The sequence below is a fragment of the Streptomyces musisoli genome, from assembly GCF_016741855.1.
In the GTDB taxonomy this organism is placed as follows: Bacteria; Actinomycetota; Actinomycetes; order Streptomycetales; family Streptomycetaceae; genus Streptomyces; species Streptomyces musisoli.
This window is the reverse complement of the sequence record NZ_JAERRH010000007.1, coordinates 38067-62832: the sequence shown is the minus strand read 5'-3', so window position 1 is coordinate 62832 and position 24766 is coordinate 38067. Positions and strand designations below refer to the sequence as shown.

The 24766-nt window shown below is 75.1% G+C and carries 21 protein-coding genes; 4 read left to right on the top strand and 17 right to left on the bottom strand.

Features of this window, described 5'->3' with window-relative positions; translation table 11 throughout:
* Positions 1-8: 8 nt before the first annotated feature.
* The 11 genes from JK361_RS19940 to JK361_RS19890 all read right to left on the bottom strand — a co-directional run bounded on the left by JK361_RS19940 (position 9) and on the right by JK361_RS19890 (position 11697).
* Positions 9-764, bottom strand: a complete 756-nt coding sequence (locus JK361_RS19940) for an NAD-dependent epimerase/dehydratase family protein (RefSeq protein WP_201820093.1) — start codon at positions 762-764, stop codon at positions 9-11.
* Positions 765-777: 13 nt separating this feature from the next.
* On the bottom strand, positions 778-1941 hold the full coding sequence (locus JK361_RS19935) for a nucleotide disphospho-sugar-binding domain-containing protein (RefSeq protein WP_201820090.1): 1164 nt from the start codon (positions 1939-1941) through the stop codon (positions 778-780).
* Positions 1942-1978: 37 nt separating this feature from the next.
* Positions 1979-2968, bottom strand: a complete 990-nt coding sequence (rfbB, locus tag JK361_RS19930; protein ID WP_201820087.1) for a dTDP-glucose 4,6-dehydratase — start codon at positions 2966-2968, stop codon at positions 1979-1981.
* Between the two features lie 82 nt (positions 2969-3050).
* Positions 3051-4121 (bottom strand): acyltransferase domain-containing protein, encoded by a 1071-nt coding sequence (locus JK361_RS19925; protein ID WP_201820084.1) that lies wholly within the window; start codon positions 4119-4121, stop codon positions 3051-3053.
* Positions 4122-4326: 205 nt separating this feature from the next.
* Entirely contained in the window at positions 4327-4602 is a 276-nt protein-coding gene (locus JK361_RS19920) for an acyl carrier protein (protein ID WP_201820081.1), read from the bottom strand.
* A 101-nt stretch (positions 4603-4703) separates the two neighbouring features.
* Positions 4704-5921, bottom strand: coding sequence for a ketosynthase chain-length factor (locus JK361_RS19915; RefSeq protein ID WP_201820078.1), 1218 nt, complete (start codon positions 5919-5921; stop codon positions 4704-4706).
* Positions 5918-7186: a beta-ketoacyl-[acyl-carrier-protein] synthase family protein gene (locus JK361_RS19910; protein WP_201820075.1), complete on the bottom strand. Its 1269-nt coding sequence runs from the start codon at positions 7184-7186 to the stop codon at positions 5918-5920. Before JK361_RS19910 ends, JK361_RS19915 begins: the two co-directional genes overlap by 4 nt.
* A 58-nt stretch (positions 7187-7244) precedes the next feature.
* Entirely contained in the window at positions 7245-8444 is a 1200-nt protein-coding gene (locus JK361_RS19905) for a Gfo/Idh/MocA family protein (protein ID WP_307787284.1), read from the bottom strand.
* A complete protein-coding gene (locus JK361_RS19900; RefSeq protein ID WP_201820072.1) occupies positions 8441-9508 on the bottom strand; it encodes a glucose-1-phosphate thymidylyltransferase in 1068 nt (355 codons plus the stop codon). Before JK361_RS19900 ends, JK361_RS19905 begins: the two co-directional genes overlap by 4 nt.
* 393 nt (positions 9509-9901) lie before the next feature.
* Positions 9902-10750: an AfsR/SARP family transcriptional regulator gene (locus JK361_RS19895; protein ID WP_307787283.1), complete on the bottom strand. Its 849-nt coding sequence runs from the start codon at positions 10748-10750 to the stop codon at positions 9902-9904.
* Between the two features lie 68 nt (positions 10751-10818).
* Complete coding sequence (locus JK361_RS19890; RefSeq protein ID WP_307787282.1) at positions 10819-11697, bottom strand: AfsR/SARP family transcriptional regulator; 879 nt, start codon at positions 11695-11697, stop codon at positions 10819-10821.
* Between the two features lie 500 nt (positions 11698-12197).
* On the opposite strand from JK361_RS19890, the gene JK361_RS19885 reads away from it, so the two are divergent.
* The 4 genes from JK361_RS19885 to JK361_RS19870 all read left to right on the top strand — a co-directional run bounded on the left by JK361_RS19885 (position 12198) and on the right by JK361_RS19870 (position 17859).
* Complete coding sequence (locus tag JK361_RS19885; protein ID WP_201820070.1) at positions 12198-12509, top strand: TIGR04351 family putative TOMM peptide; 312 nt, start codon at positions 12198-12200, stop codon at positions 12507-12509.
* Positions 12506-14788, top strand: coding sequence for a TOMM precursor leader peptide-binding protein (locus tag JK361_RS19880; RefSeq protein WP_201820068.1), 2283 nt, complete (start codon positions 12506-12508; stop codon positions 14786-14788). The genes JK361_RS19885 and JK361_RS19880 overlap by 4 nt, the downstream gene beginning before the upstream one ends.
* Before the next feature lie 70 nt (positions 14789-14858).
* Positions 14859-16478: a SagB/ThcOx family dehydrogenase gene (locus tag JK361_RS19875; RefSeq protein ID WP_201820061.1), complete on the top strand. Its 1620-nt coding sequence runs from the start codon at positions 14859-14861 to the stop codon at positions 16476-16478.
* A gap of 316 nt (positions 16479-16794) precedes the next feature.
* On the top strand, positions 16795-17859 hold the full coding sequence (locus JK361_RS19870) for a sensor histidine kinase (protein WP_201820050.1): 1065 nt from the start codon (positions 16795-16797) through the stop codon (positions 17857-17859).
* Positions 17860-17913: 54 nt separating this feature from the next.
* Here JK361_RS19870 and JK361_RS19865 read toward each other — a convergent pair whose 3' ends face one another.
* The 6 genes from JK361_RS19865 to JK361_RS41315 all read right to left on the bottom strand — a co-directional run bounded on the left by JK361_RS19865 (position 17914) and on the right by JK361_RS41315 (position 24636).
* A complete protein-coding gene (locus JK361_RS19865) occupies positions 17914-18522 on the bottom strand; it encodes a response regulator transcription factor (RefSeq protein ID WP_201820048.1) in 609 nt (202 codons plus the stop codon).
* 119 nt (positions 18523-18641) lie between these two features.
* A complete protein-coding gene (locus JK361_RS19860) occupies positions 18642-19469 on the bottom strand; it encodes a 4'-phosphopantetheinyl transferase family protein (RefSeq protein ID WP_201820046.1) in 828 nt (275 codons plus the stop codon).
* Positions 19463-19801 (bottom strand): acyl carrier protein, encoded by a 339-nt coding sequence (locus JK361_RS19855; protein WP_201820035.1) that lies wholly within the window; start codon positions 19799-19801, stop codon positions 19463-19465. The genes JK361_RS19860 and JK361_RS19855 overlap by 7 nt, the downstream gene beginning before the upstream one ends.
* A gap of 59 nt (positions 19802-19860) precedes the next feature.
* Complete coding sequence (locus JK361_RS19850; protein ID WP_201820033.1) at positions 19861-21687, bottom strand: acyl-CoA dehydrogenase family protein; 1827 nt, start codon at positions 21685-21687, stop codon at positions 19861-19863.
* A complete protein-coding gene (locus tag JK361_RS19845) occupies positions 21681-24107 on the bottom strand; it encodes an acyl-CoA dehydrogenase family protein (RefSeq protein ID WP_201820030.1) in 2427 nt (808 codons plus the stop codon). Before JK361_RS19845 ends, JK361_RS19850 begins: the two co-directional genes overlap by 7 nt.
* A gap of 238 nt (positions 24108-24345) precedes the next feature.
* The gene (locus JK361_RS41315) at positions 24346-24636 is read right to left on the bottom strand and encodes a DUF6059 family protein (RefSeq protein WP_201820027.1); all 291 of its coding nucleotides are present in this window, start codon (positions 24634-24636) and stop codon (positions 24346-24348) included.
* Positions 24637-24766: the final 130 nt, after the last annotated feature.

Here is a 24766-nt window from a genome sequence, read left to right as displayed (position 1 = left end):
GTTGCTCCTCAGGCCGTAAGGGTCGGGTCGGGTAGGGGCACGTACTTGTCGAGCACGCGCCGGTGGTAGTCCGCGTCGAAGCGCGTGTACGCGGGGCCCGCCAGCCGGCGCAGCCGCGCGGTGCTGACCCGGTGGTTGCCGCGGTGCCCGTCGACGTAGCCGCGCACCGCGGTGGTGCCGAGGCGCTGTTCGATCCGCTCGACGACGGCCTCGATCGGCACGGGCACGCCGGAGGCGATGTTGACGACGTCCCGGGAGGTGCCCAGGGCGAGCAGGCGGCCGACGAGGGCGACGACGTCGTCGATGTCGATCAGGTCCCGGGCGGCGCCCCGGTGGATGACCACCTCGCCGGCCCGGACCTGTCTGATCAGCGAGGGCAGCAGCTGGTGCGCGGGCTGGCCGGGGCCCACGACGTGGCCCATGCGCAGGATGAGGTGGTCCGCGCCGGACGCGCGGATCTCCTCCTCCAGGCCGTGCTTGTGCCGGCCGTAGGGGGTGCAGGGCACGACGGGTTCGTCCTCCCGGCCACGGCAGTCGTCGGCGCCGTACATGCCGGTGGAGGCGGTGGAGAAGAACACGAGCCGGCTGCCCTCGGCGCGGCAGGCGCGCAGCTCGCGGCGGACCAGGTCCGCCTCCCGGGCGAACTCGGCCTCGGAGGTGCCGGCCGCCCAGGAGACTCCGGCGGCCAGCAGCACGACGCCGTCGTGGGCGTCCCGCAGCGGTGACAGGTGCCGGGCGAGGAAGCCGTGGCCGACGATGCGCATCCGTCCACGCTCCTCAGACGTCCGCGCCGGCCGGGGCGGCGGCGAGCCGTTCCAGCAGGGGGACCACGTCGACGGGCGACGGCTGCCGGGCGATCTCCCCGGCCAGCGCGCGGGCCCGGTCGCCGTACGCGGCCCGGCCGAGCACGGTCCGGGCGGCTTCCGCCACGGTGTCGTCCGACGCGTCGGAGGGCAGGGCGAGCCCGGCTCCGCTCGCCGCGATCAGGTCGGCGTTCTCGAACTGGTCGGCGGTCTGCGGCAGGCACACCTGCGGCACGCCGTGCACCAGCGCGGCGAACGCCGAGCCGGCCCCGCCGTGGCTGACCAGCAGGTCGCAGCCGGTCAGGGCGCGGTCCAGCGGGAAGCGGCCGGCCGCCAGGACGCCCTGCGGCAGCCGTTCCCAGCCGTCCGCGACCTCGTCGTCGACGGCGATGACGACCTCGGTGTCCGTCCCGGCCAGCGCGGTCGCGAGGGCGAGCAGCCGGCCGCGGAAGTCGAGCCGGCCGTGCCGGGGCAGCATGCTGCCCAGCGTCAGGCAGATCCGCGGCCTGCTGCGGGGCAGTCCCAGCCAGGCCGGCCGGACGTCGGCGCCGTTGTGGGGGACGTAGCGCATGACCGGGCCTCGGGCCGGGCCGTCGCCGCGCAGCGAGGGCGGGCGGACGTCGAGGACGAGGGCCGGCTCGGGCAGGGCGCCTTGGCCAAGGCGCGCCAGTTCCGGGGCGAGTTCCTCGGTCGCCGGGCCCCGGGAGTCGCCGAAGTCGGACAGGCCGACGCCGGCCTCCGCCCATGGGATGCCGTGGGCGGCGGCCGCGAGCCGGCCCGCGTACTCCAGGGGCTCGCTCAGCACCAGGTCCGGGCGCCAGTCCTCGACGATCCGCAGGGTTCCCTCCAGCGTGCGGGCGGCGAGCCGTCCCCAGGCGCGGGCGCTGCTGCGCCGGCGCTCGGCCGGGTCCCGCGGCGGGGGCAGCGGCCGGCCGTCGCGGTCGCGCAGCATGAACTCCTCGAAGGCGACGTGCGGTGCGGACGCGGCGGCGGGCAGCCCGGCCCCGGCGACCGTGCCGGTGAAGCTCTCCGGGCAGGCGACCAGCACCTGGTGGCCCGCGGCCCGCAGCGCCCAGGCCAGCGGCACCGTCGGGAAGAAGTGCCCGTGCAGGGGCGCGGTGGTCAACAAGACCCGCATGTCGACTCCTTGGTCGTCTCGCGTGCGGTCGGGGTGGTCAGGACGCCGGGCTGAGCGCCTGGGACGCGTTCGGGTGGTGCCACCAGTCGCGGTTCTCGCGGTACCAGTCGACGAGGTCGGCGAGCCCCTGCTCGAACGGCACCCGCGGCTCGTAGCCGAGCTTCTCCCGGATCTTGCTGTCGTCGAGGGAGTACCGCAGGTCGTGCCCCTTGCGGTCGGCGACCTTGCGCACCAGGCTCCAGTCCCGGCCGCACAGGTCGAGGAGCCGCTCGGTGATCTCCCGGTTGGTGGCGTGGTGGCCGCCGCCGATGTTGTAGATGTCGCCCGCCTCGCCCTTGGTGAGCACCAGCTGGACGGCCCGGCAGTGGTCGTCGACGTGCAGCCACTCGCGGACGTTGCCGCCGTCGCCGTACAGCGGGACCGGCAGGCCCTCCAGCAGGTTGGTGGTGAAGAGCGGGATCAGCTTCTCCACGTGCTGGTGCGGGCCGTAGTTGTTGGAGCAGCGGGTGATCGACAGGTCCAGGCCGTGGGTGCGCCAGTAGGAGCGGGCGATCAGGTCGCTGCCCGCCTTGGACGCCGCGTAGGGGGAGTTGGGCAGCAGCGGGGACTCCTCGGTCCAGGAGCCCTCGTCGATCGAGCCGTAGACCTCGTCGGTGGAGACGTGCACGACCCGTTCGACACCGGACCGCAGGCAGCCCTCCAGCACGCTCTGCGTCCCGCCGACGTTGGTGCGGACGAAGTCGGCGGCGCCGGCGAGGGAGCGGTCCACGTGGGACTCGGCGGCGAAGTGCACCACGGCGTCGTGGCCGGGCAGCACCTCCTGGAGCAGCGGCAGGTCGCAGATGTCCCCCTTGACGAACTCCAGGCGGGGGTGGCCCAGGGGCAGGTTGTCGGGATTTCCGGCGTAGGTGAGGCTGTCGACCACGGTGACATGGGCGTTCTCGAAGCCTTGGTACGCGCCGGCCAGCAGGGAGCGCACGTAGTGCGAGCCGATGAAGCCCGCGCCTCCCGTGACCAGGATCTTCATGGTCTCTCCTTCCTCGGCCTTGCTCGGCAGAGTTGCTCGGTGACGCTCAGCGGACCTCGGCGGCACGAGGCCGAGCCGAGCGTCATGCCCGCGCCTCGAAACGGGATCGATCCCGCGTGGACCCGGCCGCCGGGGCGAGCCGCTCCACGGCGGTGCGCAGCGCGGCCCGGTCGTCCTCCGGTCCGCGCGGGCGCGCGGCCAGCAGCGGGGTGACGCGGCTGCCGCCGCGGGTGACGCCCGGGTGGCGGCGGGCCAGCGCCGACAGGCTCTGCCCCGGGCCGGCCTCCACCAGGTGGTACGGCCCGTCCGCGAGCAGCCGGTCGAGCGCGGCCCCGAACAGCACCGGCTCGGCGGGCTGCATGGCCCAGAAGACGGGGTCGGTGGCCTCGGCGTCGGTCAGCGGCCGGGCCGTGTAGCCGGAGACGATCGGGATGCGCGGCGGGCGCAGCGTCACCGCACGGAAGGACGGGATCTGCGCGGCGCAGGCCGCCCTGACCGAGGGGCTGTGGAAGCCCGTGGTGGCCTTGGCCCGCGCACAGGTCAGCCCGTCGGCCCGCAGCAGTTCGGCGACCGTGCCGAGGTCGGGTTCCGGGCCGGCGAGCAGCAGCTGGTTCGGGGAGTTGACGGCGCCGATGACGACCTGGTCGGTGAGCCGGTGCGCGACCTGCCCGGGGTTGGCGGCGACGGCGAGCATGCCGCCGGGCGGTGCCTCGGCGAGCAGCCGGATCCGCTCGGCGAGCAGCCGCACGGCGTCGTCGAGGTCCAGCACCCCGGCCAGCACGGCCGCGGCCGTCTCGCCCGCGCTGTGCCCGAGCAGGGCGGCCGGCCCGAGGCCCCGGGCCAGCAGTGTCCGGCCCAGCGCGTAGTCCACGGCGAACAGCAGCGGCTGGGCGCGCGAGACGTGGTCGAGCGGCACGGCGGGCGTGTCGGCGGCCCAGTCGGCGCGGATGCGGTCGCCCTCCGCGCCGAGCAGCGCGAGGACCTCGTCGACCGCCTCGGTGAACGCGGGTTCCGTGCCGTAGAGCCCGTGGGCCATGGCCGGGCGCTGGGCGCCCTGGCCGGGCAGCAGCAGGGCGATCCGTTCGGGGCCGCCCGTGTCGTCGTCCGGCCGGCGGTCGTGCGGCGGGCGCGCACGGGTGTCGACTGCGCTCATGGTCCCTCTCCTGGTAGTTCGGCGGCCCGGCAGGGGCCGTTCACCGAAGGCGGGGCCGGACCGGTCGGGTGCGGCGGTCCGGGAAGCAGACGGCGGCCGCCCCGCGGGGGGAGCGGGGCGGCCGCGCGGTGGCCGTCGGGGGACACGGCCGGGTGGGGTGGTCCGGGTGGTCCGGGTGGCCCGGGGTCCGGGTGGTCCGGGTGGTTCAGGCGGCGATCCGCTCGGCCCGGGCGGCGGAGTTGACGACGTCGAGCAGCGCGCGGGGGGTCTCGGCCTCGGCGACGGCGTCCTCGTCGAGTTCGATGCCGTGGTCGCGCTGGATGATGCCGACGACCTGGAGCAGGGCCAGGGAGTCGTAGCCGAGTTCCATGAAGACGGTGTCGAGGACGTCGCCGTCCAGGTCGACGCCCTCCTCCTCACCGGCGCACTCGCGCAGCAGACGGGTCAGTTCCGGAAGGTCGATCAGGGTGTGAACGGACATGGGTGGTTGTTCCTCTCGGATGACCGGGACGGGCGGCCGTGCGCCGCCGTCCCTGATGGGCGGGCGTGGCGCGGCGGGCTGCCCCGGCCGCGCGGGGCGGGTCAGACGCGGCGCACGACCATGGCCGCGTTGAAGCCGCCGTATCCACGGGCCAGGACGAGCGCCGTGCGCAGCGGGGCCTCGCGGGCGGAGCCGGTGACCAGGTCGAGCGCGCAGCCGTCGGCGGGGGCGGTGACGTTGGCGGTCGGCGGGACGACCCCGTCCCGCAGGGACAGCAGCGCCGTCGCCACGTCCAGGGAGGCGCCGCCGCCGAAGAGCCGGCCGGTCATGGTCTTGGGTGCCGTGACCGGCACGCCGTACGGGCCGAACACCTCGGTCAGCGCGTCGGCCTCGGCGCGGTCCAGTTCCGGTACGCCGGCGGCGTCGGCGAAGACCACGTCCACCTCGGCGGCGGTCACCCGGGCGTCGGCCAGGGCTTCCTCGACGGCCCGGCGCAGGCCCGGCGGGCGGCCGGATCCGGGGCGCGGGTCGAAGGTCGCCGCGTAGCCGGCGATCTCCCCGTAGATCCGCTCGGCGCCCCGGGCCTTGGCGGCCTCGGCGTCCTCCACGAGCAGGACGGCGCCGCCCTCGCCCGGTACGTACCCGCTCGCCTGGTCGGTGAAGGGCAGGTAGGCGCGGTCGGGGTCGTCGGCGGTGCTCAGCCGGCCGGTGGAGATCTGCGCCACCCAGCCCCACGGGCACAGCGCGCCGTCCACGCCGCCCGACACCACGAGCGGGATGCCGTGGCGGACGTGCCGGCGGGCGTGGCCGAGCGTGTCCAGACCGCCGGCCTGCTCGGTGACGAGCACACCGCTCGGCCCGCGCATCTTGTGCCGGATGGAGATCTGGCCGGTGTTGACGGCGTAGAACCAGGCGAAGGACTGGTACGCGCTGACGTACTCCTTGCCGCGGCTCCACAGCTGCTGGAGCTCGCGCTGCCCGTACTCCACCCCGCCGCCGGAGGCCGCGGTGACCACGCCCATGCCGTACTCGTCGAGCGCCGCCGGGTCGACGGCGGCGTCCTCGACGGCCCAGTCGGCGGCCGCCAGGGCCAGCCGGGTCATGTGGTCGGTCTGCGGCAGCAGCCGGCTCGGGATGTGCTCCTCGGGCACGAAGTCCGGTACCTCGCCGGCGATCCTGCTCGGGTACGAGCCGGCGTCGAACCGGGTGACCGGGCCGAGGCCGCTCGTGCCGGCCAGGGTCGCCGCCCAGTACTCCTCGGTGCCCAGGCCGTTGGGCGCGACGACCCCGAGGCCGGTCACCACCGCTTGCGCCGTCACCGGCTGCTCCTTTCGGGTCGGGCCAGCACCAGCGCGGTCTGGAAGCCGCCGAAGCCGCTGCCCACGCTGAGGACGACATCCGTGCGCCGCTCGCGGGCGTGCAGCGGGATGTAGTCGAGATCGCACTCCGGGTCCGGCTCGGTGAGGTTCGCCGTCGGAGGCAGCACGCCGTGCTCGATGGCCAGGGCGCAGGCGGCGGCCTCCAGACCGCCGATCGCGCCCAGCGAGTGCCCGATCATGGACTTGATGGAGCTGACGGGGGTGCTGTACGCGTGGTGGCCGAGGCTGCGCTTGAAGGCCGCCGTCTCGTGCCGGTCGTTCATCTTGGTGCTGGAGCCGTGGGCGTTGACGTAGTCCACGGCCGACGGGTCGATCCGGGCCTGGGCCAGCGCCACGTCGATGGCCTCGGCCATCTCGCGGCCGTCCGGCTTGAGCCCGGTCATGTGGTGGGCGTTGCAGCGGGAGGCGAACCCGGCGATCTCCGCGTAGACGTGGGCGCCGCGGCGCCGGGCGTGCTCCAGGTCCTCCAGGATCAGCGTGGCCGCGCCCTCGCCGAGGACCAGGCCGTTGCGCGTCCGGTCGAACGGGCGGGAGGCGTGCTCGGGGTCGTCGTTGCGCGGGGTGGTGGCGTGGATGGCGTCGAAGCACGCGGAGGTGATCGGGGAGATGGGCGCCTCGGTGGCACCGGTGATCACCATGTCGGCGGAGCCCTCACGGATGAGTTCGGCGGCGTGGCCGAGCGCGTCGAGCCCGGAGGTGCAGCCGGTGGACACCATCGCGGCCGGGCCCTCGGCGCCGGCCGTCCAGGCCAGTTCCCCGACCATGGAGCTGGGCACGAAGTGCCGGTAGAGGTCCGGCACGGCGTACTCGTGGTCGACGTTCCACTTCCGGCCGCCGTCGCTGACCACCACGTACTCGCGTTCCAGGCTGGTGGTGCAGCCGACCGCGTTGCCGAGGGTGGCGCCGATGCGGGTGGGCTCGTAGGTGTCGGCCTCGATCCCGCTGTCGGCGAGCGCCTCGCGGGCGCTGACCACCGCGAACTGCGCGGCGCGGTCCATGCGCCGGATCTCCTGCGGGGACAGGCCCGCCGCCTCCGGGTCGAAGTCGCACTCGGCGGCGACCCGCGACCGGAACGGCGAGGCGTCGAAGTGGGTGATGATGCGGGTCGCGGAGCGCCCGGCGGTGAGCATCTCCCAGTAGGCCTTGACCCCGATCCCGCCGGGGGCGACGACACCGAGTCCCGTGATGGCCACGCGTCGGGTCATGGCCGGACCGCCCTGCTCGTCTCCGGCCGGGCCGGAGCTGTCCTGCTCGCTGTGGAAGTCACTGCTTCCATCCCCTCCCTGTGGCACTTGTTTCGCCCTCGACTGCCAAGTCATGGTCGGCTCGGCCCCTCGACACGGACTCGAGAACCGGTACGTCCCGGGCCCCGGACCGCGCCGGTACGCGGTCCCCGGGGCGCGCCGCTGCTCCGTCCCCGGCGCGCGCGGGCCCGCCGCCCGGCCCGGACTGCCCCGCGGCCTCGCCCCGCCCGGCCCGGCGGATCGCGTCGAGCAGCAGCGCCTGCCGCAGCGTCGCCCGCCGGTCAGGCCCCGCGGGCCCCTCGCCCTCTCGCACCGCTCGCGCGAACTTCCGTACGGTGTTGGCCACTTGGTCGTCGGCGTCCAGGGTGATCCGCTCGGTGCCGCCGGCCCGCTCCAGCGTCAGGACGGGACGGTGGTCGGCCGGCGGGGTGAAGGCGCGGTCGACGCACAGCCGGCCCGTGGTGCCGGAGATCTCGTACGAGGAGCGGTAGCCGAAGCCGATGCCGAAGGTGAGCTGGGCCGTGACCCCGTCCGGGCCGCGCAGCAGCACCGCCCCGGACGTCTCCACCTCGTGCCCCGGCGGACGGTCCAGCACCGCGCCGGCGACCCGCAGTCCGGGGCCGAGCACGTGCAGGGCCGCGCGCACCGGGTACAGACCGACGTCCAGCAGCGCGCCACCGCCGAGGCCGGCGCTGAACCGGATGTCGTCCGGCGGCAGTTCGGGGATGGTGAAGGCGGCGTGGAAGGCCCGGGGCCGGCCGACTGCGCCCTCGTCGAGCAGCCGGCGTACGGCGGCGTGCTGGGAGTGGTGGTCGAACATCACGTTCTCCCGCAGCACCAGATGCCGCGCCCGGGCCAGCGCCAGCAGCGCCCGGGTGCGCGCGGCGTCGACGGTGAGCGGCTTCTCGGCCAGCACGTGCTTGCCGGCCAGCAGCGCCCGCTCGACCCACTCGGCGTGCAGGGCCGCGGGCAGCGGCACGTACACGGCGTCGACGTCGTCGCGCTCCAGCAGCGCGGCGTACCCCTCGACCGGCTCACCGCCGAACCGTCCGGTCAGCGCGGCGGCCCGTTCCGGCTTCCGGCTGGCGATCGCGGCGACCTCCACCCCGGGCTCGGCGGCGAACGCGGGCAGCATCCGCCGCCGGGCGATCTCCGCGGCCCCGAGCACGCCGATCCGCACGGGCCGGGCGGCCGCGCCGCCCGGGTCCACCGGTCTCACGCGGCCACCTCGACGGTCGTGTGGTCACCGACCACCAGGCGGTGCCGGCCGGGGCCGGTGTCGTCGCACCGGACCACCGCGGCCCGGCCGATCAGGGAGCCGTGGATGCCGTGCACATGCCGCACGGTGGCACCGTCCAGGGCGATGGAGTAGTCGAGCCGGGCGTCGCTGAGGACGCAGTCGCGGCCGATGGCGGTGTGCGGGCCGACCCAGCTGTCCTCGACCACCGTGCCGGCGCCGACGACGACCGGGCCGTGGATGCGGGAGCGCACCACGCGGGCGCCGGGCTCCACCACCACCTGGCCCACCAGTTCGCTGGCCGCGTCGACCTCGCCCGCGACGCGTGGCACGAGCGTGTCGAGCAGTTCGCGGTTGCACTCAAGCACATCCTCGACGCGGCCCGTGTCGCGCCAGTAGCCGTCGTACTCCGACGCCTTGACCTCCTCGCCCTGCGCCACGAGCAGGGCGATGGCGTCGGTGATCTCCAGCTCGCCGCGGGCGCTGGGCCGGATCGCGGCCACGGCGTCGTGGATCGCGGGTGTGAAGAAGTAGACGCCGATCAGGGCCAGGTCGCTGACCGGCCGCTGGGGCTTCTCCACCAGGTGGGTCACCCTGCCGTCGGCGTCGACCTCGGCCACGCCGAAGGCGCGCGGATCGGGCACCTTGTGGACGACGACCTGGGCCGCGGGGCGGCGCTCACGGAACTCCTCGGCGATGTGCGAGACGCCCTGCGGGAGCATGTTGTCGCCCAGGTACATGACGAAGTCGTCGTCGCCGAGGAAGTCCCGGGCGAGGGTGACGCAGTGCGCCAGTCCCCGGGGCTCGTCCTGGGGGAGATAGGTGATCCGCATGCCGTAGCGGCTGCCGTCGCCGAGCAGCGCCCGGATCTCCGGCCCCCAGTCGCCGACGATGATGGCGGTCTCCTCGACCCCCACCGCCCGCAGGTTGCCCAGGATGTGCTCCAGCACCGGTTTGTTGGCGATCGGGATCAGCTGCTTGGGCATCGAGTAGCTGAATGGACGCAGGCGGGTTCCCTTGCCGCCCGACAGCACCAGGGCCTTCATGGACCTCTCCTCACCGCGACGGCCGCTCTCGACGAAAGACGGCTGCGGGCACCGGGTGCGGCGGTAGCGCCCCGGCCCCGATTCGGACCCTGGAACCGTGCCGCCCGACGGTCGAAACCCCCTCAAGCACCGGGGGAACGCCAGGCCCGGGCCAGGGCCGCACGAGCCGACGGGGTGCCCCGGCGGCCGGGCGGGGGGCCGGAGGGGTGCCTCGGTGGGGGGAGCCGGCGGGGTGCCTCGACGGGCCGGGCGGGGACCGGTGGGGGGGGAGCCGGCGGGGTGCCCCGGCGGGCCGGGCGGGGACCGGTGGGGGGGAGCCGGCGGGGTGCCCCGGCGGGCCGGGCGGGGGCCGGTGGGGGGAGCCGGCGGGGTGGGTCCGGCAGGGCCCCGGTGTCAGCCCGCCCGCAGGAGCTGGGGGCCCGCCGCCCAGGAGCCGGCGACCGGTTCCCAGTCGATGCCGGGGCCGCCCCTGAGGATGGTGTGCTGGAGGCGGGCCACCGCCGGGGACGGCTCCAGGCCCAGCTCCCGCTTCATCGACAGCCGCAGCCGGCTGTAGATCTCCAGGGCCCGGCCGCGCCGGCCGGCCCGGCACAGCGCGGCCATGTACTGCCCGTGGAACGTCTCGTCCAGCGGGTACTCCGTGCACAGCCCGGCCAGTTCGGCCAGCACCTCGTGGTGCCGGCCGAGCCTGAGGTCCGCCTCGATCCGGCGGCCGAGCAGGGTGAGCCGCGACTCCTCCAGGTGCAGCGCCTCCGCCGTCAGCCGCGGCCCGGTCTGCACGTCGATCAGGGCCCGGCCCTGCCACAGCGCCAGTGCCGCACGGAACTCGTCGGCCGCCGCGCCGAAGTCGTCCGCGCCCATCGCCCGGTGGCCGGCCGCCGCCCGTGCCTCGTAGTCGCGCACGTCGACCCGGCCACCGTAGGTGTGCAGCAGATAGCCGCCCGGCTTGGTGACCAGGACGCCCTTGGCGTCGACGCCCGCCGGCCCGGCGCCCTCGGGGCCGGCGGCGAGGGCGGCGGCGATCAGCCCGCGCAGGTGCAGGATGTACGTCTGGAGCGTGGTCGCGGCGCTGCGCGGCTGCCGCTCCTCCCACAACTCCTCCATCAGGGAGTCCACGGACACGAAGCGGTCCGGGCTGAGGGCCAGCAGGGCCAGCACCTTGCGCGGCTTGGCCGCGGTGGGGGCCACCGGAACCCCCCGGCAGGTGACCTGGAACGGTCCCAGCACGCCGATGTCCAGCATCTCGTCTCTCCTTCGGGGTCGGGCCGGGATCCGGTGTCCACCGGAGCGGGCCCTCGGGCCCAGCACCATCACGACCAGGACTGGAGCGGGGCTCGACTCGCCGTGGAGCTGGGACCGACCAGGGCTCCGGCCCGCTCGCGCGGCAGGCCGCCGCCCGGGACGGCGACCGGGTCGAGGTCCGGGTGCGCGGCCAGCACGGCCTGGTGCAGACGCTGCACCCGCGGCGAGGGCTCCAGGCCCAGTTCGTCGATGAGCGTGGCGCGCAGCCGGCGGAACACCTCCAGTGCCTGGCCGGCCCGGCCCGCGCGGTACAGCGCCACCATGTAGTGGGCGTGCAGGGCCTCGTGCAGCGGCTGTTCGGCCGTCAGCGTGGTGAGTTCGCCGAGCAGCCGGTGGTGCCGGCCGAGCCGCAGGTCGGCGCCGATGCGCAGCTCGACCGCGCCGAGCCGGCTCTCCTCCAGGCTCATGCGCTCGATCCGCAGCCGCGGCCCGGCGGGGACGTCGACCAGCGCCGGCCCGTCCCACAGCCGCAGGGCGTCGCCGAGCAGCGTCGAACCGCTCGCGTCCTCGCCCGCGGCCAGCGCCTGCTGCCCACGGGTGATCAGATCACGCGCCCGCAGCACGTCCACGGACTCGGCGGGCAGCGCCAGGCGGTAGCCGCCGTGCTCGGTGACCAGCAGCTCCTTGGCCGAGACGCCGGAGCCGTCCCCGACCGCGGCGGCGATCTTCCGGCGCAGCTGGAGGACGTACGTCTGCAGGGTGGTGGCGGCGCTGCGCGGCGGCTCCTCCTCCCACAGCTCCGCGAGCAGGGAGTCGATCGTCACGATGCGGCCGACGTGGACCGCGAGCAGTGCGAGCAGCTGACGCGGCTTGGCCGCCGACGGAACCACGGACACGTCACCGATCCGGGCCCGCAGCGGACCGAGCAGTCTGATGTCGGCAATCACGGGTCTCTCCCTTACTCCCCCGCGGGCTTCCGGCCCGATCCATCTGGTGTCAACACCCTCGCCGATCCGGGGAGATGACGGCAGTGCGAGCGTCACCGGCGCACCGTGGCCTGCTCACGACCGGGGCCGTGCGCCGGTCACCGCGTGAGCCGTGCACGGCACACCGCCGGCCCCGTGCCCGGGTCACCGTCCACGCCGTGCGCCCCTCACCGCCCGCACCGTGCCGGGGTCACCCCCGGCGCCGTGCGCACCTCACCGTCCACGCCGTGCGCCCTTCACGGGCCGGGCGCGTACGCCGTCCCGGGGCGGGCCCTGCCCTGCTCATCCCGCGGGGGTGCGGCCGTCCCCTGCGGGATGTGAATCCCTCATATGCCGTTGGTGACGGCCGCACTGGTCCGGTCCGGGCCCCGCCACGTTTACTCCTGGCGAGGGTTCACGCAGTCCGTCCCCGTCGAAACGGCCCGTCACAAGCGGGTCCGCGCCCTCAAGGAGGAGAAGACATGTCACTTGACCACGACTGGCGCTTCGCCGAACTCGTCGCCCGCACCTGGACCGAGACCGACCTCAAGGAGCGCTACCTCGCCGATCCCCACCGCGTGCTCGCCGAGGCCGGCATCGACCTCGCGCCCGGTGCCCCGGCCCCCGCCCTGCCCGACGGTGCCGACCTGGACGTCGTCGTGGCCCCCTTCGACACCCTGCCCGCGGTGGCCCCGGCCGCCGGGTTCTGCCTGAGCCTCGTGGACCCCCCGTCCATCGCCGACCTCCCGGTCGTCCGTCACTCCCGCGCCCTGCCGGAGGCGCTGGCCGCATGACCACCGGACGAGGGACCGACGGCTCGGCACTCATCGGCTTCAGGCGTCACCTGCGGCCGGAGATCGTCCCGGGGGACGCCGTCTACTTGGTTTCGGAGCACGGGGTGACGGCCCTGCCGGGAGCGGAGATGGCGGCTCTGGCCCCCCTGCTCGACGGCACCCGCGACCTGCCCGCCCTGCTGCGCGAGACCGCGCCCTCCGTGCCGCCCGCCCAGGTCGGCAGCCTGGTCGGCCAGCTCACCCGCTCCGGGCTGCTCGACCACCGCCACCCCGACGACACCCCGGCCGCCGATCCCGCGGCCGAGGCGTACTGGGAGAGCATCGGCAGCGACGTACGGCGCCGCGCGACGGCCGCGCCCCTGAGCGTGCGGATCGTCGCCCTCGGCGAGGCGGACACCACCGCCCTGCGCCTCTCCTGCCAGGGCGCGGGCCTCACCGTCGTGGACGACCCCGGCGCGGCCGGGATCGACCTGGTGGTGTGCGAGGACTACCTGGACCCCCGGCTGGCGGAACTGGACCGGCAGCGGCGCGCCGACGCCCGGCCCTGGCTGCTCGCCAAGCCGTACGGCACCACCGTCTGGATCGGCCCGGTCTTCCGGCCCGGCGACAGCGCCTGCTGGCACTGCCTGGCGCACCGGGTGCGGACCCACCGCGCCGCCCAGTCCCCGGTGTGCCACGCGCTGGGCGGCACGTCGGTGCTGCCGCCGCGCGCGGCCCTTCCCGCCACCGTCCGGCTGGGCCTCGACCTCGCCGCGCTGGAGTGCGCCAAGTGGCTGGCCGGCCACCGGCACGCGGCACAGGACGGCGTGGTCACCTTCGACACGCTGACCCTGACGAGCCGCACCCACCGCCTGACCCGGCGCCCGCAGTGCCCGCAGTGCGGGGACGGCTCGCTGACCGGCCGGCGTGCGGACGCCCCGGTGGTGCTGAACTCCCGTCCGAAGGCGGAGCGTTCGGGCGGCGGGCACCGCGCCCTGCCGGCCCGCGAGGTGTGGGAGCGCTACGCCCACCTGGTGAGCCCGGTGACCGGTGCCATCAAGGAGATCCGCCGCGACGACCGCGGCCCCGCGCTGCTCAACGTCTACCGGGCGGGCCACAACCTCGCCCTGGGCCCGCGCCGCATGGCCGACCTGCGCACCTCGCTGCGCCAGGAGAGCGCGGGCAAGGGCCGCACCGCGCTCCAGGCCCGGGTCGGCGCCCTGTGCGAGGGACTGGAACGCATCAGCGGCACCTGGCAGGGCGACGAGCGGTGGGAGCGCGGCACACTGCGCTCGCTCGGCGACCGCGCCATGGACCCCCGCCGCCTCCAGCTCTGGCACGAGCGGCAGTTCCGCGAGCGCCGCGCGTGGAACGCCGGCGGACACCCCTTCCACATGGTTCCCGAGCCGTTCGACCGGGACGCCGAGCTGAGCTGGTCCCCCGTGTGGTCGCTCACCCGTGGCCGGCACGTCCTGCTGCCCAGCGCCCTGCTCTACTACGACGTCCCCGACGCCGACGCCCGCCGCATGGTGCGCGCCGACTCCAACGGCTGCGCGGCCGGCGGAACCCTGGAGGACGCGGTGCTCCAGGGACTGCTGGAACTGGTGGAACGCGATGCCGTGGCCCTGTGGTGGTACAACCGCACCCGCCAGCCCGCGGTCGACGTGACCGCCTTCGCGGACCCCTGGACCGACCGGGTACGGGAGATGCACCGCGAACTGGGCCGCGAGGTCTGGGTGCTGGACCTCACCGCGGACCTCGGCGTGCCGGTGATGGCGGCACTGTCGCGGCGGACCGACCGGCCGGCCGAGGACATCGTGTTCGGCTTCGGCGCCCACCTCGACCCGGCCGTCGCCCTGAGCCGTGCCCTGTCGGAGATGAACCAGCTGCTGCCCGCGGTGCTCGACACCCGCCCGGACGGCACCGGGTACGCCTGTTCCGATCAGGTGGCGCTGCACTGGTGGCGCACCGCGACCCGGGAGTCCCTGCCCTACCTCGACCCGCACCCGGCCGAGGCGCCGCGCACCCCCGCCCACTACGCCCACCGGCCCACCGACGATCTGCTCGACGACGTCGGCGAACTGCGCCGGCGGCTGGAGGGGCGCGGCATGGAGGTGCTGGTCCTCGACCAGACCAGACCGGACCTGGGGCTGCCCGTGGTGCGGGTGATCGTGCCCGGGCTGCGCCACTTCTGGCCGCGCCTGGCACCGGGACGGCTGTACGACGTCCCGGTCGCCCTCGGCAGGCTGGACGGGCCAAGGGCGTACGAGGACCTCAACCCCGTACCGCTGTTCGTCTGATCCCGTGTCCGTCCCGCCGACCCCCGCCTCCTTGCCGCCCCGCCCGACCGAGCTCCAGGACCGACCCGCCGTGGCCTTTGAGAACCCCGCCGTGCCCCTCCTCGTACCGGACGTCGCCGAAGGCGAACTGTGGTCGCTGCGCGACGACGTCCACCTCCAGGAGGAGGACACGTGCGTCCTGCTGGGCTCGCGCTGGGGCACGGTGCGCATCCCCGGACCGGCGCCCGTGCTGCGGCAGGCGCTGCGCCGCATGGAGCTGGGGCCGGCCCGCCTGGAGAACGTGCCGGGCACCGACGACCTGGCCTGCCGGGTGGGGCTGCTGGTGGCCCTGCGGCGGCTGGGCGGGCTCGTGGTGCGCTCGGTCGGCGCCCCGGACGGGCACAGTCCGCTGCTGTCGGTGGTGCCGAACACCGTCGACGCCTCGCTGCGGCCCGTCCCCGTGCCGGCCGACGTGCCGCTGCGGCTGTCGCGGTTCGCGGCGCTGCGCACGGAGGGCGACGGCTGGGTGCTGGAGTCCCCGCTGTCGTCGTTCCGCGCGGTCTTCACCCGGCCCGAGGCGGGCTGGCTGATCGCCTCCCTCGGCGGTCCGACGACGCCGAAGGCGGCCGTGGAGCGGCTGCCGGTGTCCGGACCGGCGGCGCTCACCGTGCTGTCGTACCTGGTGGCGACCGGCATGGTGCAGTCGGCGACGGCCGCGGCGGAGGCCGAGCACGCGGTCCTCACGGGCACGGATCCGCGCGCCGGGGTGAACGGTGCGGGGCCGGCCGGGGCCGGAGTTAACGGTGCGGGAACGGCAGGAGCCGGGGCGTACGGTGCGGGAACGGCCGGGGCCGGGGCGTACGGTGCGGGGGAGCTGCGGTTCGCCGAGGACGACGACCCGGCGCTGCGGCCCTGGTCGCACCACGACCTGATGTTCCACTGGCGCAGCCGTCCGGGCCGCAACGACGGTGTTTTCGGCGCCACTTACCCGATGAGCGGCCTCCAGGACATGCCGCCGGCGGTCAAGCCGCTCCCCGCGGGCCCGCGGACCGCCCTGCCCGGGCCGGCCGCGGGCGCGGGCGGAGCACGGGAGCTGACCCTGGCCGAGGCCCTGGAACGGCGTACGTCGGTCCGGGAGCACGGCAGCCGCCCGCCGACCCTGGACCAGCTGGGCGAGCTGCTGCACCACGGGCTGCGGGTGCGCACCGCGCCCGACCCGCACCCGGGGACGCCCGACGGTCCCGTCCCGGCCCGCGCGAACCGCCCCTACCCGAGCGGCGGTGCCTGCTACGAGCTGGAGTTCTACCTGAGCGTGCAGCGCTGCGAGGGTCTGGAGCCGGGCGTCTACTACTACGCCCCGGCGGAGCACTGCCTGGTCCGCCTGCCCACCTCGGAGGCGCTGCGCCGCGGGGTGCTCGCGGAGGCCCAGACCGGCGCCGGGATGGCCGCCCTCCCGGACATCCTGCTGACGATGACCGCGCGGTTCGCCCGGGTGTCGTGGAAGTACAGCGGGCTGGCGTACGCGCTGACGCTCAAGCACGTCGGCGTGGTGCAGCAGACGCTCTACCTGCTCACGACGGCGCTGGGGCTGGCCGGCTGCGCGATCGGCACGGGCGACACGGAGCAGTCCGCCCGGGCGTTCGGGCTCGACTGGCGCGAGGAGTCCGCGGTGGGGGAGTTCACCATCGGTTCACTGCCGGACGGCGGCTGACCGCTCGGAAGTTCATCCCGGCCCAGGGATGACTTTCGGTCAACCAGGAGTCGACGCGGAGCGCCGCCTTGTTCACAAGTCGATCACGCTCTCTTCCCAGAAGTTGCCTCTATCATCACCACTTGCAAGGCAATGTGACGGGGGGCGATGCCTTATGCAGTTGCGGACCGACGATCCGCGGAAAACAAGGGACGAAGCCATCGGGGGGCCGAATCCGAGAACGACGGACCACGCGGAGGCGGAAGGACCCAGGCTCGCGGCGCTCGGTACGCACGCTCCGCCTCCGCGCTTCGCACTGGCCGTCGTCTTCACCGTCATGGCGGGGTTTTTCGCCATGCAGGTCGTGGACATCCTGGACGAGGGGATATCGCCGGTCCGCATCGCGCTGTGCGTGACGGTGCTCCCGCTGACCATCGTGCTCCAGATCGCCCAGACGCTGCCGCGCTACCAGCGTTTCCGTGACCGGTACGGGCGCTGGATCCTGCTCGGCCAGGTCGTGCTCGTGGTGGTGCCCTGCCTGCTGCTCGGCTGGGCCTGGGGCGGCATGGGCGGCTTCGTCGGCGCGTCGGCGCTGCTCGTCCTGCCGACGCGCCGGGCGGTGCCCGCCTTCGGGCTGATCGTGCTGCTCATCGCGGTGTCCACCGGCATCAACGAGGGGTTCGCCACCGTCGCGGTGCCGTACATGATCGTCTCGACCCTGCTGACCGGCATCATCGTCTACAGCCTGATCCGGCTGGCCACGCTCGCCATCGCGGTGCACGAGGCGCGGGACGACTTCGCGCGTCTCGCCATCACCAAGGAGCGGCTGCGGTTCGCGCGTGACCTGCACGACCTGCTGGGCTACAGCCTGTCGGCGATCACCCTCAAGGGCGAGCTGGCCTACCAGCTGGTGGAGCCGGCGCCCGAGCGGGCCCGCGAGGAACTGCGCAGTATCGTGGAGACGTCCCGTCAGGCCCTGGCCGACGTACGGGAGGTGGCCCGCAGCTACCGGTCGCTGTCGCTGCTCAACGAGCTGTCCTCGGCCCGGTCGGTGCTGTCCGCCGCGGGCGTCGAGGCGCATGTGAAGGTCGACTACGACCGGTTGGCCGGGGAGGCCGACACCGCGCTGGCCACGGTCGTCCGCGAGGGCATCACCAACGTGGTGCGGCACAGCAGGGCGACCCGGTGCCGGATCGAGGTCACGCAGCGCGACGGGGTGGTCCGTCTGCGGATGGACAACGATGGCGTACAGCCGCGGTCCGAGGAGTACTCCGGCACACCGGGCGGCTGCGGGCTGGACAGTCTGGCGGCGCGGATGGCCGCCGTCGGCGGCCGTTTCACGGCCGGGACCACCCCGGACGGCGGCTTCCGGCTGCTGGCGGAGACCAGCCCGGCGAGCTGACGGGGGATCACCGGGCGGTCGGCCCACGGCCGCCCGCCCGGCCCGCCCGGAGGCTCAGACCCAGCCCGCCTCGCGGGCGATGCGGACGGCGTCCAGGCGGTTGCGGGCGCCGAGCTTGACGACGGACGACGTCAGATAGTTGCGGACGGTGCCGGCCGACAGGAACAGCTGCCGGGCGATCTCGGCGGCCTCGGCGCCGTCCGCCGCGAGCCTCAGCACCTCGGTCTCACGGTCGGTGAGCGGGTTGTCGCCGCTGTCCCAGGCGGCCATGGCCAGCTCGGGGTCCACCACCCGCTCGCCCCGCTGCACTCGGCGTATCGCCTGGGCGAGCTGCTGCGGCGGCGCGTCCTTGAGGACGAAGGCGCGCACGCCGGCCGACACCGCGCGGCGGAACGTGCCCGGCCGCCCGAGGCTGGTGAGGATCATCGCCTTGCACTCCGGAAGCTGCTTCTGGAGGTGGGCGGCGGCGGTCAGTCCGTCCGTCCCCGGCAGGTCGATGTCGATGACCGCCACGTCCGGCGTGCAGGCCAGGGCCTGCGGCACGATCTGGTCACCGTCGGACACCTCGGCGACGACCTCGATGTCGTCCTCGAGGTTCAGGAGCGCCACCAGCGCCCCTCTCACCATGTGCATGTCCTCGGCCAACAAGACCCTGATGCCCATCGATCCCCCTGGTCCGTCCTGCTTTTCACCCGAGCAGGCGAGAAATGTTCGAACATGTCCGGCCATGATCCTACGATGTTCGAATGATCATGCCAGGAAACGGTCATTCCTGACAGGCATCAGCGGACGGGTACTGCTGTGAGCGCCTCCACCAGCCCCCGGTCGAGCCGGGCGGCGGTCCCGCCGGCACCGCCGGCGTCGTGCAGCGCCCAGCTGACGGTGTACTTGTCCTCGACCCGCGCGCTGCCGAAGCTCCACTCGTCCCCGGTGCCCGTCAGCCCGTGCGGCGTCAGCACCCGGGGCACCACGCCGTCCAGCGGGAAGCCGAAGTCGTTGAACCGGAACCGCATGCCCTGCCCGATGGCCTTGCTGTAGGCCTCCTTGAGGGTCCATAGCCGCACCATCTGCCGCGGCCGGTCCGCCTCGCCGACCCCGGCCAGCGCCTCGATCTCATGCGGCGTCCAGAAGCGCCGCTCGGAACCGGACAGCAGGGTCTGCCGGTCCGCCGGCTCGGCGTCCACCCCGACACCGCCGCGCCGGGTGATGCCCAGGAGCAGCAGGTCGCCGGTGTGACTGAGACTGATGTCGAGCTGGTCGCAGCCGCGCAGATAGGGCCGCCCGCCCGGCTTGTACGCCAGTTCCACGGTGTGCGGCGGGGCCTGGACGGCGTATCCGGCGACATGCTTGATCAGGCACCGCGAGGCGGCGAACCGGTCCCGCACGGCGGCCACGGCCATCGTCTCGTAGCGGTTCCATTCCCGGCCGAGCAGCTGCCGCAGCCCGGCGGTGTGCGGCTCGCGCGGGATCCAGTCGTCGAGCAGCCCGTACACCAGGACGGTGCCCTGCTCGCGCAGCGCGTGCCCGATCCGCCGCCACGGGCCGGCCGGGCCGTGCACCCGCAGGGGCGCGCCGACCGCCGCGCCCGGCTCCCGCCGACCGCTCACCATGCCGGTGCCTCGTGAGCCGCCCGGGAGCGTTCCGTCTCCTGGGCCAGATGGCGGGCGAGGGATCCGATCGTCGGATGGTCCCAGGCCACGGTCGGCTCCAGCAGCACCCCGCACGCGCTCTCGGCGTCGACGGCGAGCGCGAGCGCCCCGACCGCGTCGAGGCCGCACTGCTCGAAGGAGGTGTCCGGACCGATGCCGTAGGCCCCGCAGGACGCGCCCGGACCGGCGCCGTCCGTGCCCTCGGCGGCCAGGCCCAGGCGCGCCGCGAGTTTCCCGGCCAGCCACTCACGCACCCGGCGCTCCTGCCACCCCGTGCCCTCGTTGTCGTCCACCGCGACCTCCCGCCGCTCGTGTCCCGCCGCCTGTCGGGGACCGGCCGCCCGGCCCCGGATCACGGGAGGTCCGGGCACGGACGGTCCCCGTACAAGTCGTAACTGCGGCCGCTGTGGTACCGGTCGAGGATCTCTCGTACGACACGCTCCGCGGTCGGCACCTCGCGCTTGGGCAGCGGCAGGCCCAGCCGGTGGCTGAGCCCCATGAGCGCCTCGACGAGCCACGCGGGCCCGGCGAGGAAGGAGTCCGCGGTGTCCCGGTGCCGGTACCAGACGCCGAGGCACGCGGCGCCCGCCGCGACCAGTGCGTAGCGGTCGGCGAGGGCCTGCACCCGCGGGTCCGCCAGCGCGGCGGTGTCGTCGGCGGGCAGCTCGCTCAACTCCTCGCGCAGCCGCCGCAGTTCGCCGGTCAGCCCGTCGGTGAGTTCGCGCAGCAGGCAGAGTTCGGTCTGCGGGCCGCCCCGCCGGTCACCGCCCGCGCCGAGCGACCGCCCGATCCCGTCCAGCGCCGCGGCCAGCGGGTCGCCGGCCGCCCGCAGCGCCGGCCGGCCGACGTCCAGCGGCGGCAGCGCGCCGCCGGTCTCGAACAGCTCCCACGGCGGGGGGCCGTCCCGCAGCCAGGAGCGGCGCGCCAGCTCCGGCAGCTGCGGCACGAGCGCCGACTGGCAGGCCGTGCCGCCGACATGGCCGAGACCGGTCAGCGGCAGGTCGCGCAGGAACGCGCGGAAGACACCGTACGGGCCCTCGTCGCAGTGGAAGCGGGCACCGAGGACGGCGGACAGGTCGTAGACGCTGTCGCGCAGCAGCCGGGGGACGACGTATCCGGTCACGGCGGCGGCGACGCTGGACGGGCCGGGCAGCAGATGCAGCGCGCGGCCGGCGACGAGGGTCAGGCAGTCGCACACCAGCAGGTTCGCGAAGACCCGGGCGAGCACGGCGCGCTGCTGCGGGGGGATCGCTGCCGGGTCGCCGCCCGGTGCCTGCTCCCCGGCATGCCACACGGCCGTACGCAGCGCCGTGTCACCACCGCCCAGCACCATGCCCGGAACGACGGCGCGTGCGAACTGGTACGAGCCCAGGGCGAGTTCGTCGCCGTCACCGACCTGGCCCAGCAGTGCCCCGGCGGGCAGCCGGCAGGCGTGGAACTCCACTCCCCCGACCTCGCAGGCACGCAGGCCGAGGCCCTGGCGGGCAGGCCGGCGGGCGAAGCGGTCGCCGGGCAGGGACGCGGTCTCGGTGAGCAGCACGCTGTGGCTGCGCGCCCCTTCGCCCGGGGCGGTCCTGGCGAAGACGACCAGGGCGTCGGCGCGGGCGGCGCCGGCCACCGCGGGTTTGCGGCCGTCCAGCAGGATGCCGTCCGCACCGGGTACCGCCTCGATCCCGCCGTGCACGAAGCAGTCCCCGTGCTCCAGTTCGCGCGGTGCCACCGCGAGCGTGCCGCCGCCGAGCAGGAGGTCGGCGGTCCACCGGCGCTGCCGCGCGGTTCCGGCCGCCCAGACGGGCAGGGCCGCGAGCAGCGGGCCCACGACCTGGCCGACGCCCAGGGACGCCGAGCGCCGGAACAGTGCCCGCGCGACGCGCACCAGCCGGTCCGTCCGCTCCAGCCGTCCGCCCAGCGGCACGGGGACGGTCTCCGCCGCGATCCCCCCGGCCGCGAGGACGGCGGCCCCGGGCAACGGCCGACCCCGCGCATCGGCGCCGAGCAGCGCCCTGCCCTGCGAGTCGGCGTCGAGCAGCGCCCTGCGGCCCAGCGGGTTGGCGTCGTCCGCGGGGTCTCCGAGGAGCCGCTCCACCTCGGCGATCCGTTCCCGTACGGCCCACTCGGCGGCGTCGGCCCCCGCGGTGGTGCGGGGCGCGGGCGCCGGCTGCTCGGTCGGGATCAGCATGATGACGACTCCTGAGGGGTCGGACGGTGCAGCACGGAGAAGTCGCTCCCCTCCTCGTACTGCGTGATCAGCGGCTCGGCCAGCCGGTCGAACAACACCTCGTCGGCCACCCGGGGGCGGCGCACGCCGAGGTGGGCCAGCACGCGCGCGAGACACGCCTCGAGCCACAGCCCGTCCCGCCAGAGCGCCTCGCTCGCATGACCGACGGCTCGGCCGGCACGACGGGACGCACCGCCCGACTCCCCGGCCACGCGGGGCGACACGGACGCGACAGAGTCACCGGCCACGCCGGGCGACACGGAAGCGACGTCTACCGAGCCACCGGCCACACGGGGCGACACGGACCCGGCGTCCACCGAGCCACCGGCCACACGGGGCGACACAGACCCGGCGTCCACCGAGCCACCGGCCACACGGGGCGACACAGACCCGGCGTCCACCGAGCCACCGGCCACACGGGGCGACACAGACCCGGCGTCCACCGAGCCACCGGCCACGCGACGGGACACGGACGCGGCTGCCGAGTCGCCGGCAGGGGCGGTCGGGGCGTCGCCTCGCCTCGGGCTTCCGTCGCGCGCATCGGTCGGGGGGCCGTCCGCGCCGTGGTTGCCCAGCCACACGCCGAGGCAGGCCGCGCCCGCAAAGCACAGCGCGTACGCCCGCGCGTCGGCCAGGCTGCCGGGCGGCGTCCGGCCGGCCGTCGGCGCGGCGGCGGCCATCCGGTGGTGCAGCACCTCCGCCTCCGTCAGCAGCCGGCCGGCCAGTGCGGCGACACCGTTCAACGCCGGGTTGCCGCAAGCCAGTTCGCGCAGGTGCGCCACGGATCCGGGCAACGTGCCGAGCACGGCGCTGCCGTACCGGGACAGCAGGGCGAGCCGGTCCGGGTCCAGCGGCGGCACCGGGCCGCCGAGACCGAACAGGCGAGCCAGCCGGGGCCGGTGCTCGGACGGGGAGAGGTAGTCCCGCGCCAGCGGCCGGAACTGCGCCACCAGCAGGGCCGGGCACAGAGCGGTACCGGCAAGGGCGTCCAGCTCGAAGGTCCCCGGTGTGAACAGGTCCGGCGCGGAGGCGTCCGGTGCGGACGTGCCCGGCACCGGATCGGCGTCCGGCACGGAAGTCTCAGGCACCGAGGCGTCCGGCGCGGAGGCGCTCGACCCGGAGGTCTGCGACGCGGAAGTCTCCGGCACTGAGGCGCCCGACGCGGCGGCCCCCGACGCGGACGCGTTCCGCACCGAATCGGTCCCCGACGCTGCCGTGGCCGACGCGGACGAGGCCGACGCGGACGTATCCGACGCGGACGCGTCCCGCACTGAATCGGCCCCCGACGCTGACGTGGCCGACGCGGACGTATCCCACGCGGAGGCGTCCGGTGTGGACGTGTCCCGTGCTGGAGCGGTGTCCGGGGTTGTGCCGGTGGTGCCGGGTCGGGCGGTGTGCGGTGGGGGCGGGGTCGGGGGGTCGCCCTCGCGGCCGTCGGCGGGTTCGGGTCCGCGGGGGAGCCCGAGCCGCCGCAGCCGGTCGGGTACCCCGGCGGCCAGCGCGGGCACCAGTAAGCCCACGACGGCCGAGGTCACGCTCATCTCGCTGGTCAGCAGATGCAGGGCACGCACGCCGACCACGGCGAGGACCTCGCCCAGCAGCACATCGGCGTACGACTCCGTCAGCTCCCGCATCCGCCAAGCGGACACGGAGCCGTCCGCGGACCGGTCGCCCGGCGGCCCGTCCGCGGAGTAAGCCACGCGGCTCAGCGCGGCACGCAGGGCGCGCTCGGCGCTCCCGAGCGAGACCGCCGACAGGACGCTCCACGCCACCTGGTCGGCCTTCAGGAGCACCTCGATGCCGGCGCCCTCCCGCCCCACCAGCGCGTCCGCACCCACCCGGGCGTCACGGAAGGCGACGGCGCCGGACGCCGCCGCGACCGGCCGGCAGGCGTCCGCGGACAGCTCCCGCGTCTCGAACAGGAGCAGCGAGTAGGCGCGCGGACCGGGCACGGGCGAGGTGCGGGCGAGCACGGACACGAACCGCGCGTCCGCCAGGCCCCCGGTCAGCCGCTCCTCCCCGTCGAGCCGGTACCCGTCCCGGGTCGGATAGGCACTCAGCCCGGCGTCCGGACCGACGGCATCGGCCCGGGTCAGCCCGCAGGACACACGGGCGCCCGCGGCCACCGGCCCGGCGATCCGGCGCGCGACGGTGGTGTCACCGGACACCCACACCGGCGCCACGGCCAGAAACGCACCGGCCTGCGCGGCGGCCGCCGCCGGATCACGGCGGGCGAACGAGCGCAGCAGCCGGTGGAGCCGCCCGTAGTCGTCCAGCGCACCTCCGAACTCGGCAGGCACGCAGGCCGCGGACAGCTCCGGCAGGCGTGGCGGATCCGTGTCGCCCGCAGGCGCACGCTCCGTCCCGATCCGCTCCGTCACCCCGGCCCTCCGAGTCCCGCCGTCGTCCCACCGTCCAGAAGTCCGAGTCTCCGTCTTTGGTCTAGAGCACATCTCGAACCTCCTTGGATCACCGACGGTCGTGGAGCGGCTCGCCCGGACCCTGACGTCGCCGGGCGGGCGGGGACCGGACGACAGGGTCCCGGGTCTTTCGTCTGGAACAGGCCGGATCAGGAAGGTGCCAGGACCCGCGAGCCCGGCCTGACCCAGACGAGCGGCCCTAGCGCGCGGGCCACTCGGGGCTGACCGCGCTGAGTTCCCGGGACAGCCGCAGCTCCAGTTCCGTCAAGGGCAGGTCGTCTCGCACCCGCTCCGGATGCAGGGGCGGCGGCTCCACCAGCCGGCCGGTGCCGTCCGGCGCCCCGGGCACCCACCGCACCGGCTCGTCCCAGGCCCCGTACGACATCGGCCAGGGCATGACCGACCCGAACCAGAACCCCAACGCCTGCAACCCCGGCAGGGTCAACACCTTCACCAGCGCCCGGCCGAAAACGGCCAACACGTTCCTCACACCGTCGCCTCCCCTCTCCTAGCGGCCCACACCTGACGCCCCCCACCCTTCCGCCCGCACCTCAAGCCCCCCTCCAGAAACCCCCGAGCGCCATCCCCCGCCCGCCCCGTCACGCGGGACCGGGGCCCGC

Excerpts from the sequence above, each read along its gene's own strand:
- JK361_RS19940 (WP_201820093.1), bottom strand. The coding sequence starts at position 764 with ATGCGCATCGTCGGCCACGGCTTCCTCGCCCGGCACCTGTCACCGCTG.
- JK361_RS19935 (WP_201820090.1), bottom strand. The coding sequence starts at position 1,941 with ATGCGGGTCTTGTTGACCACCGCGCCCCTGCACGGGCACTTCTTCCCG.
- rfbB (WP_201820087.1), bottom strand. The coding sequence starts at position 2,968 with ATGAAGATCCTGGTCACGGGAGGCGCGGGCTTCATCGGCTCGCACTAC.
- JK361_RS19925 (WP_201820084.1), bottom strand. The coding sequence starts at position 4,121 with ATGAGCGCAGTCGACACCCGTGCGCGCCCGCCGCACGACCGCCGGCCG.
- JK361_RS19920 (WP_201820081.1), bottom strand. The coding sequence starts at position 4,602 with ATGTCCGTTCACACCCTGATCGACCTTCCGGAACTGACCCGTCTGCTG.
- JK361_RS19910 (WP_201820075.1), bottom strand. The coding sequence starts at position 7,186 with ATGACCCGACGCGTGGCCATCACGGGACTCGGTGTCGTCGCCCCCGGC.
- JK361_RS19900 (WP_201820072.1), bottom strand. The coding sequence starts at position 9,508 with ATGAAGGCCCTGGTGCTGTCGGGCGGCAAGGGAACCCGCCTGCGTCCA.
- JK361_RS19895 (WP_307787283.1), bottom strand. The coding sequence starts at position 10,750 with ATGCTGGACATCGGCGTGCTGGGACCGTTCCAGGTCACCTGCCGGGGG.
- JK361_RS19885 (WP_201820070.1), top strand. The coding sequence starts at position 12,198 with ATGTCACTTGACCACGACTGGCGCTTCGCCGAACTCGTCGCCCGCACC.
- JK361_RS19880 (WP_201820068.1), top strand. The coding sequence starts at position 12,506 with ATGACCACCGGACGAGGGACCGACGGCTCGGCACTCATCGGCTTCAGG.
- JK361_RS19870 (WP_201820050.1), top strand. The coding sequence starts at position 16,795 with ATGGCGGGGTTTTTCGCCATGCAGGTCGTGGACATCCTGGACGAGGGG.
- JK361_RS19865 (WP_201820048.1), bottom strand. The coding sequence starts at position 18,522 with ATGGGCATCAGGGTCTTGTTGGCCGAGGACATGCACATGGTGAGAGGG.
- JK361_RS19860 (WP_201820046.1), bottom strand. The coding sequence starts at position 19,469 with ATGGTGAGCGGTCGGCGGGAGCCGGGCGCGGCGGTCGGCGCGCCCCTG.
- JK361_RS19850 (WP_201820033.1), bottom strand. The coding sequence starts at position 21,687 with ATGCTGATCCCGACCGAGCAGCCGGCGCCCGCGCCCCGCACCACCGCG.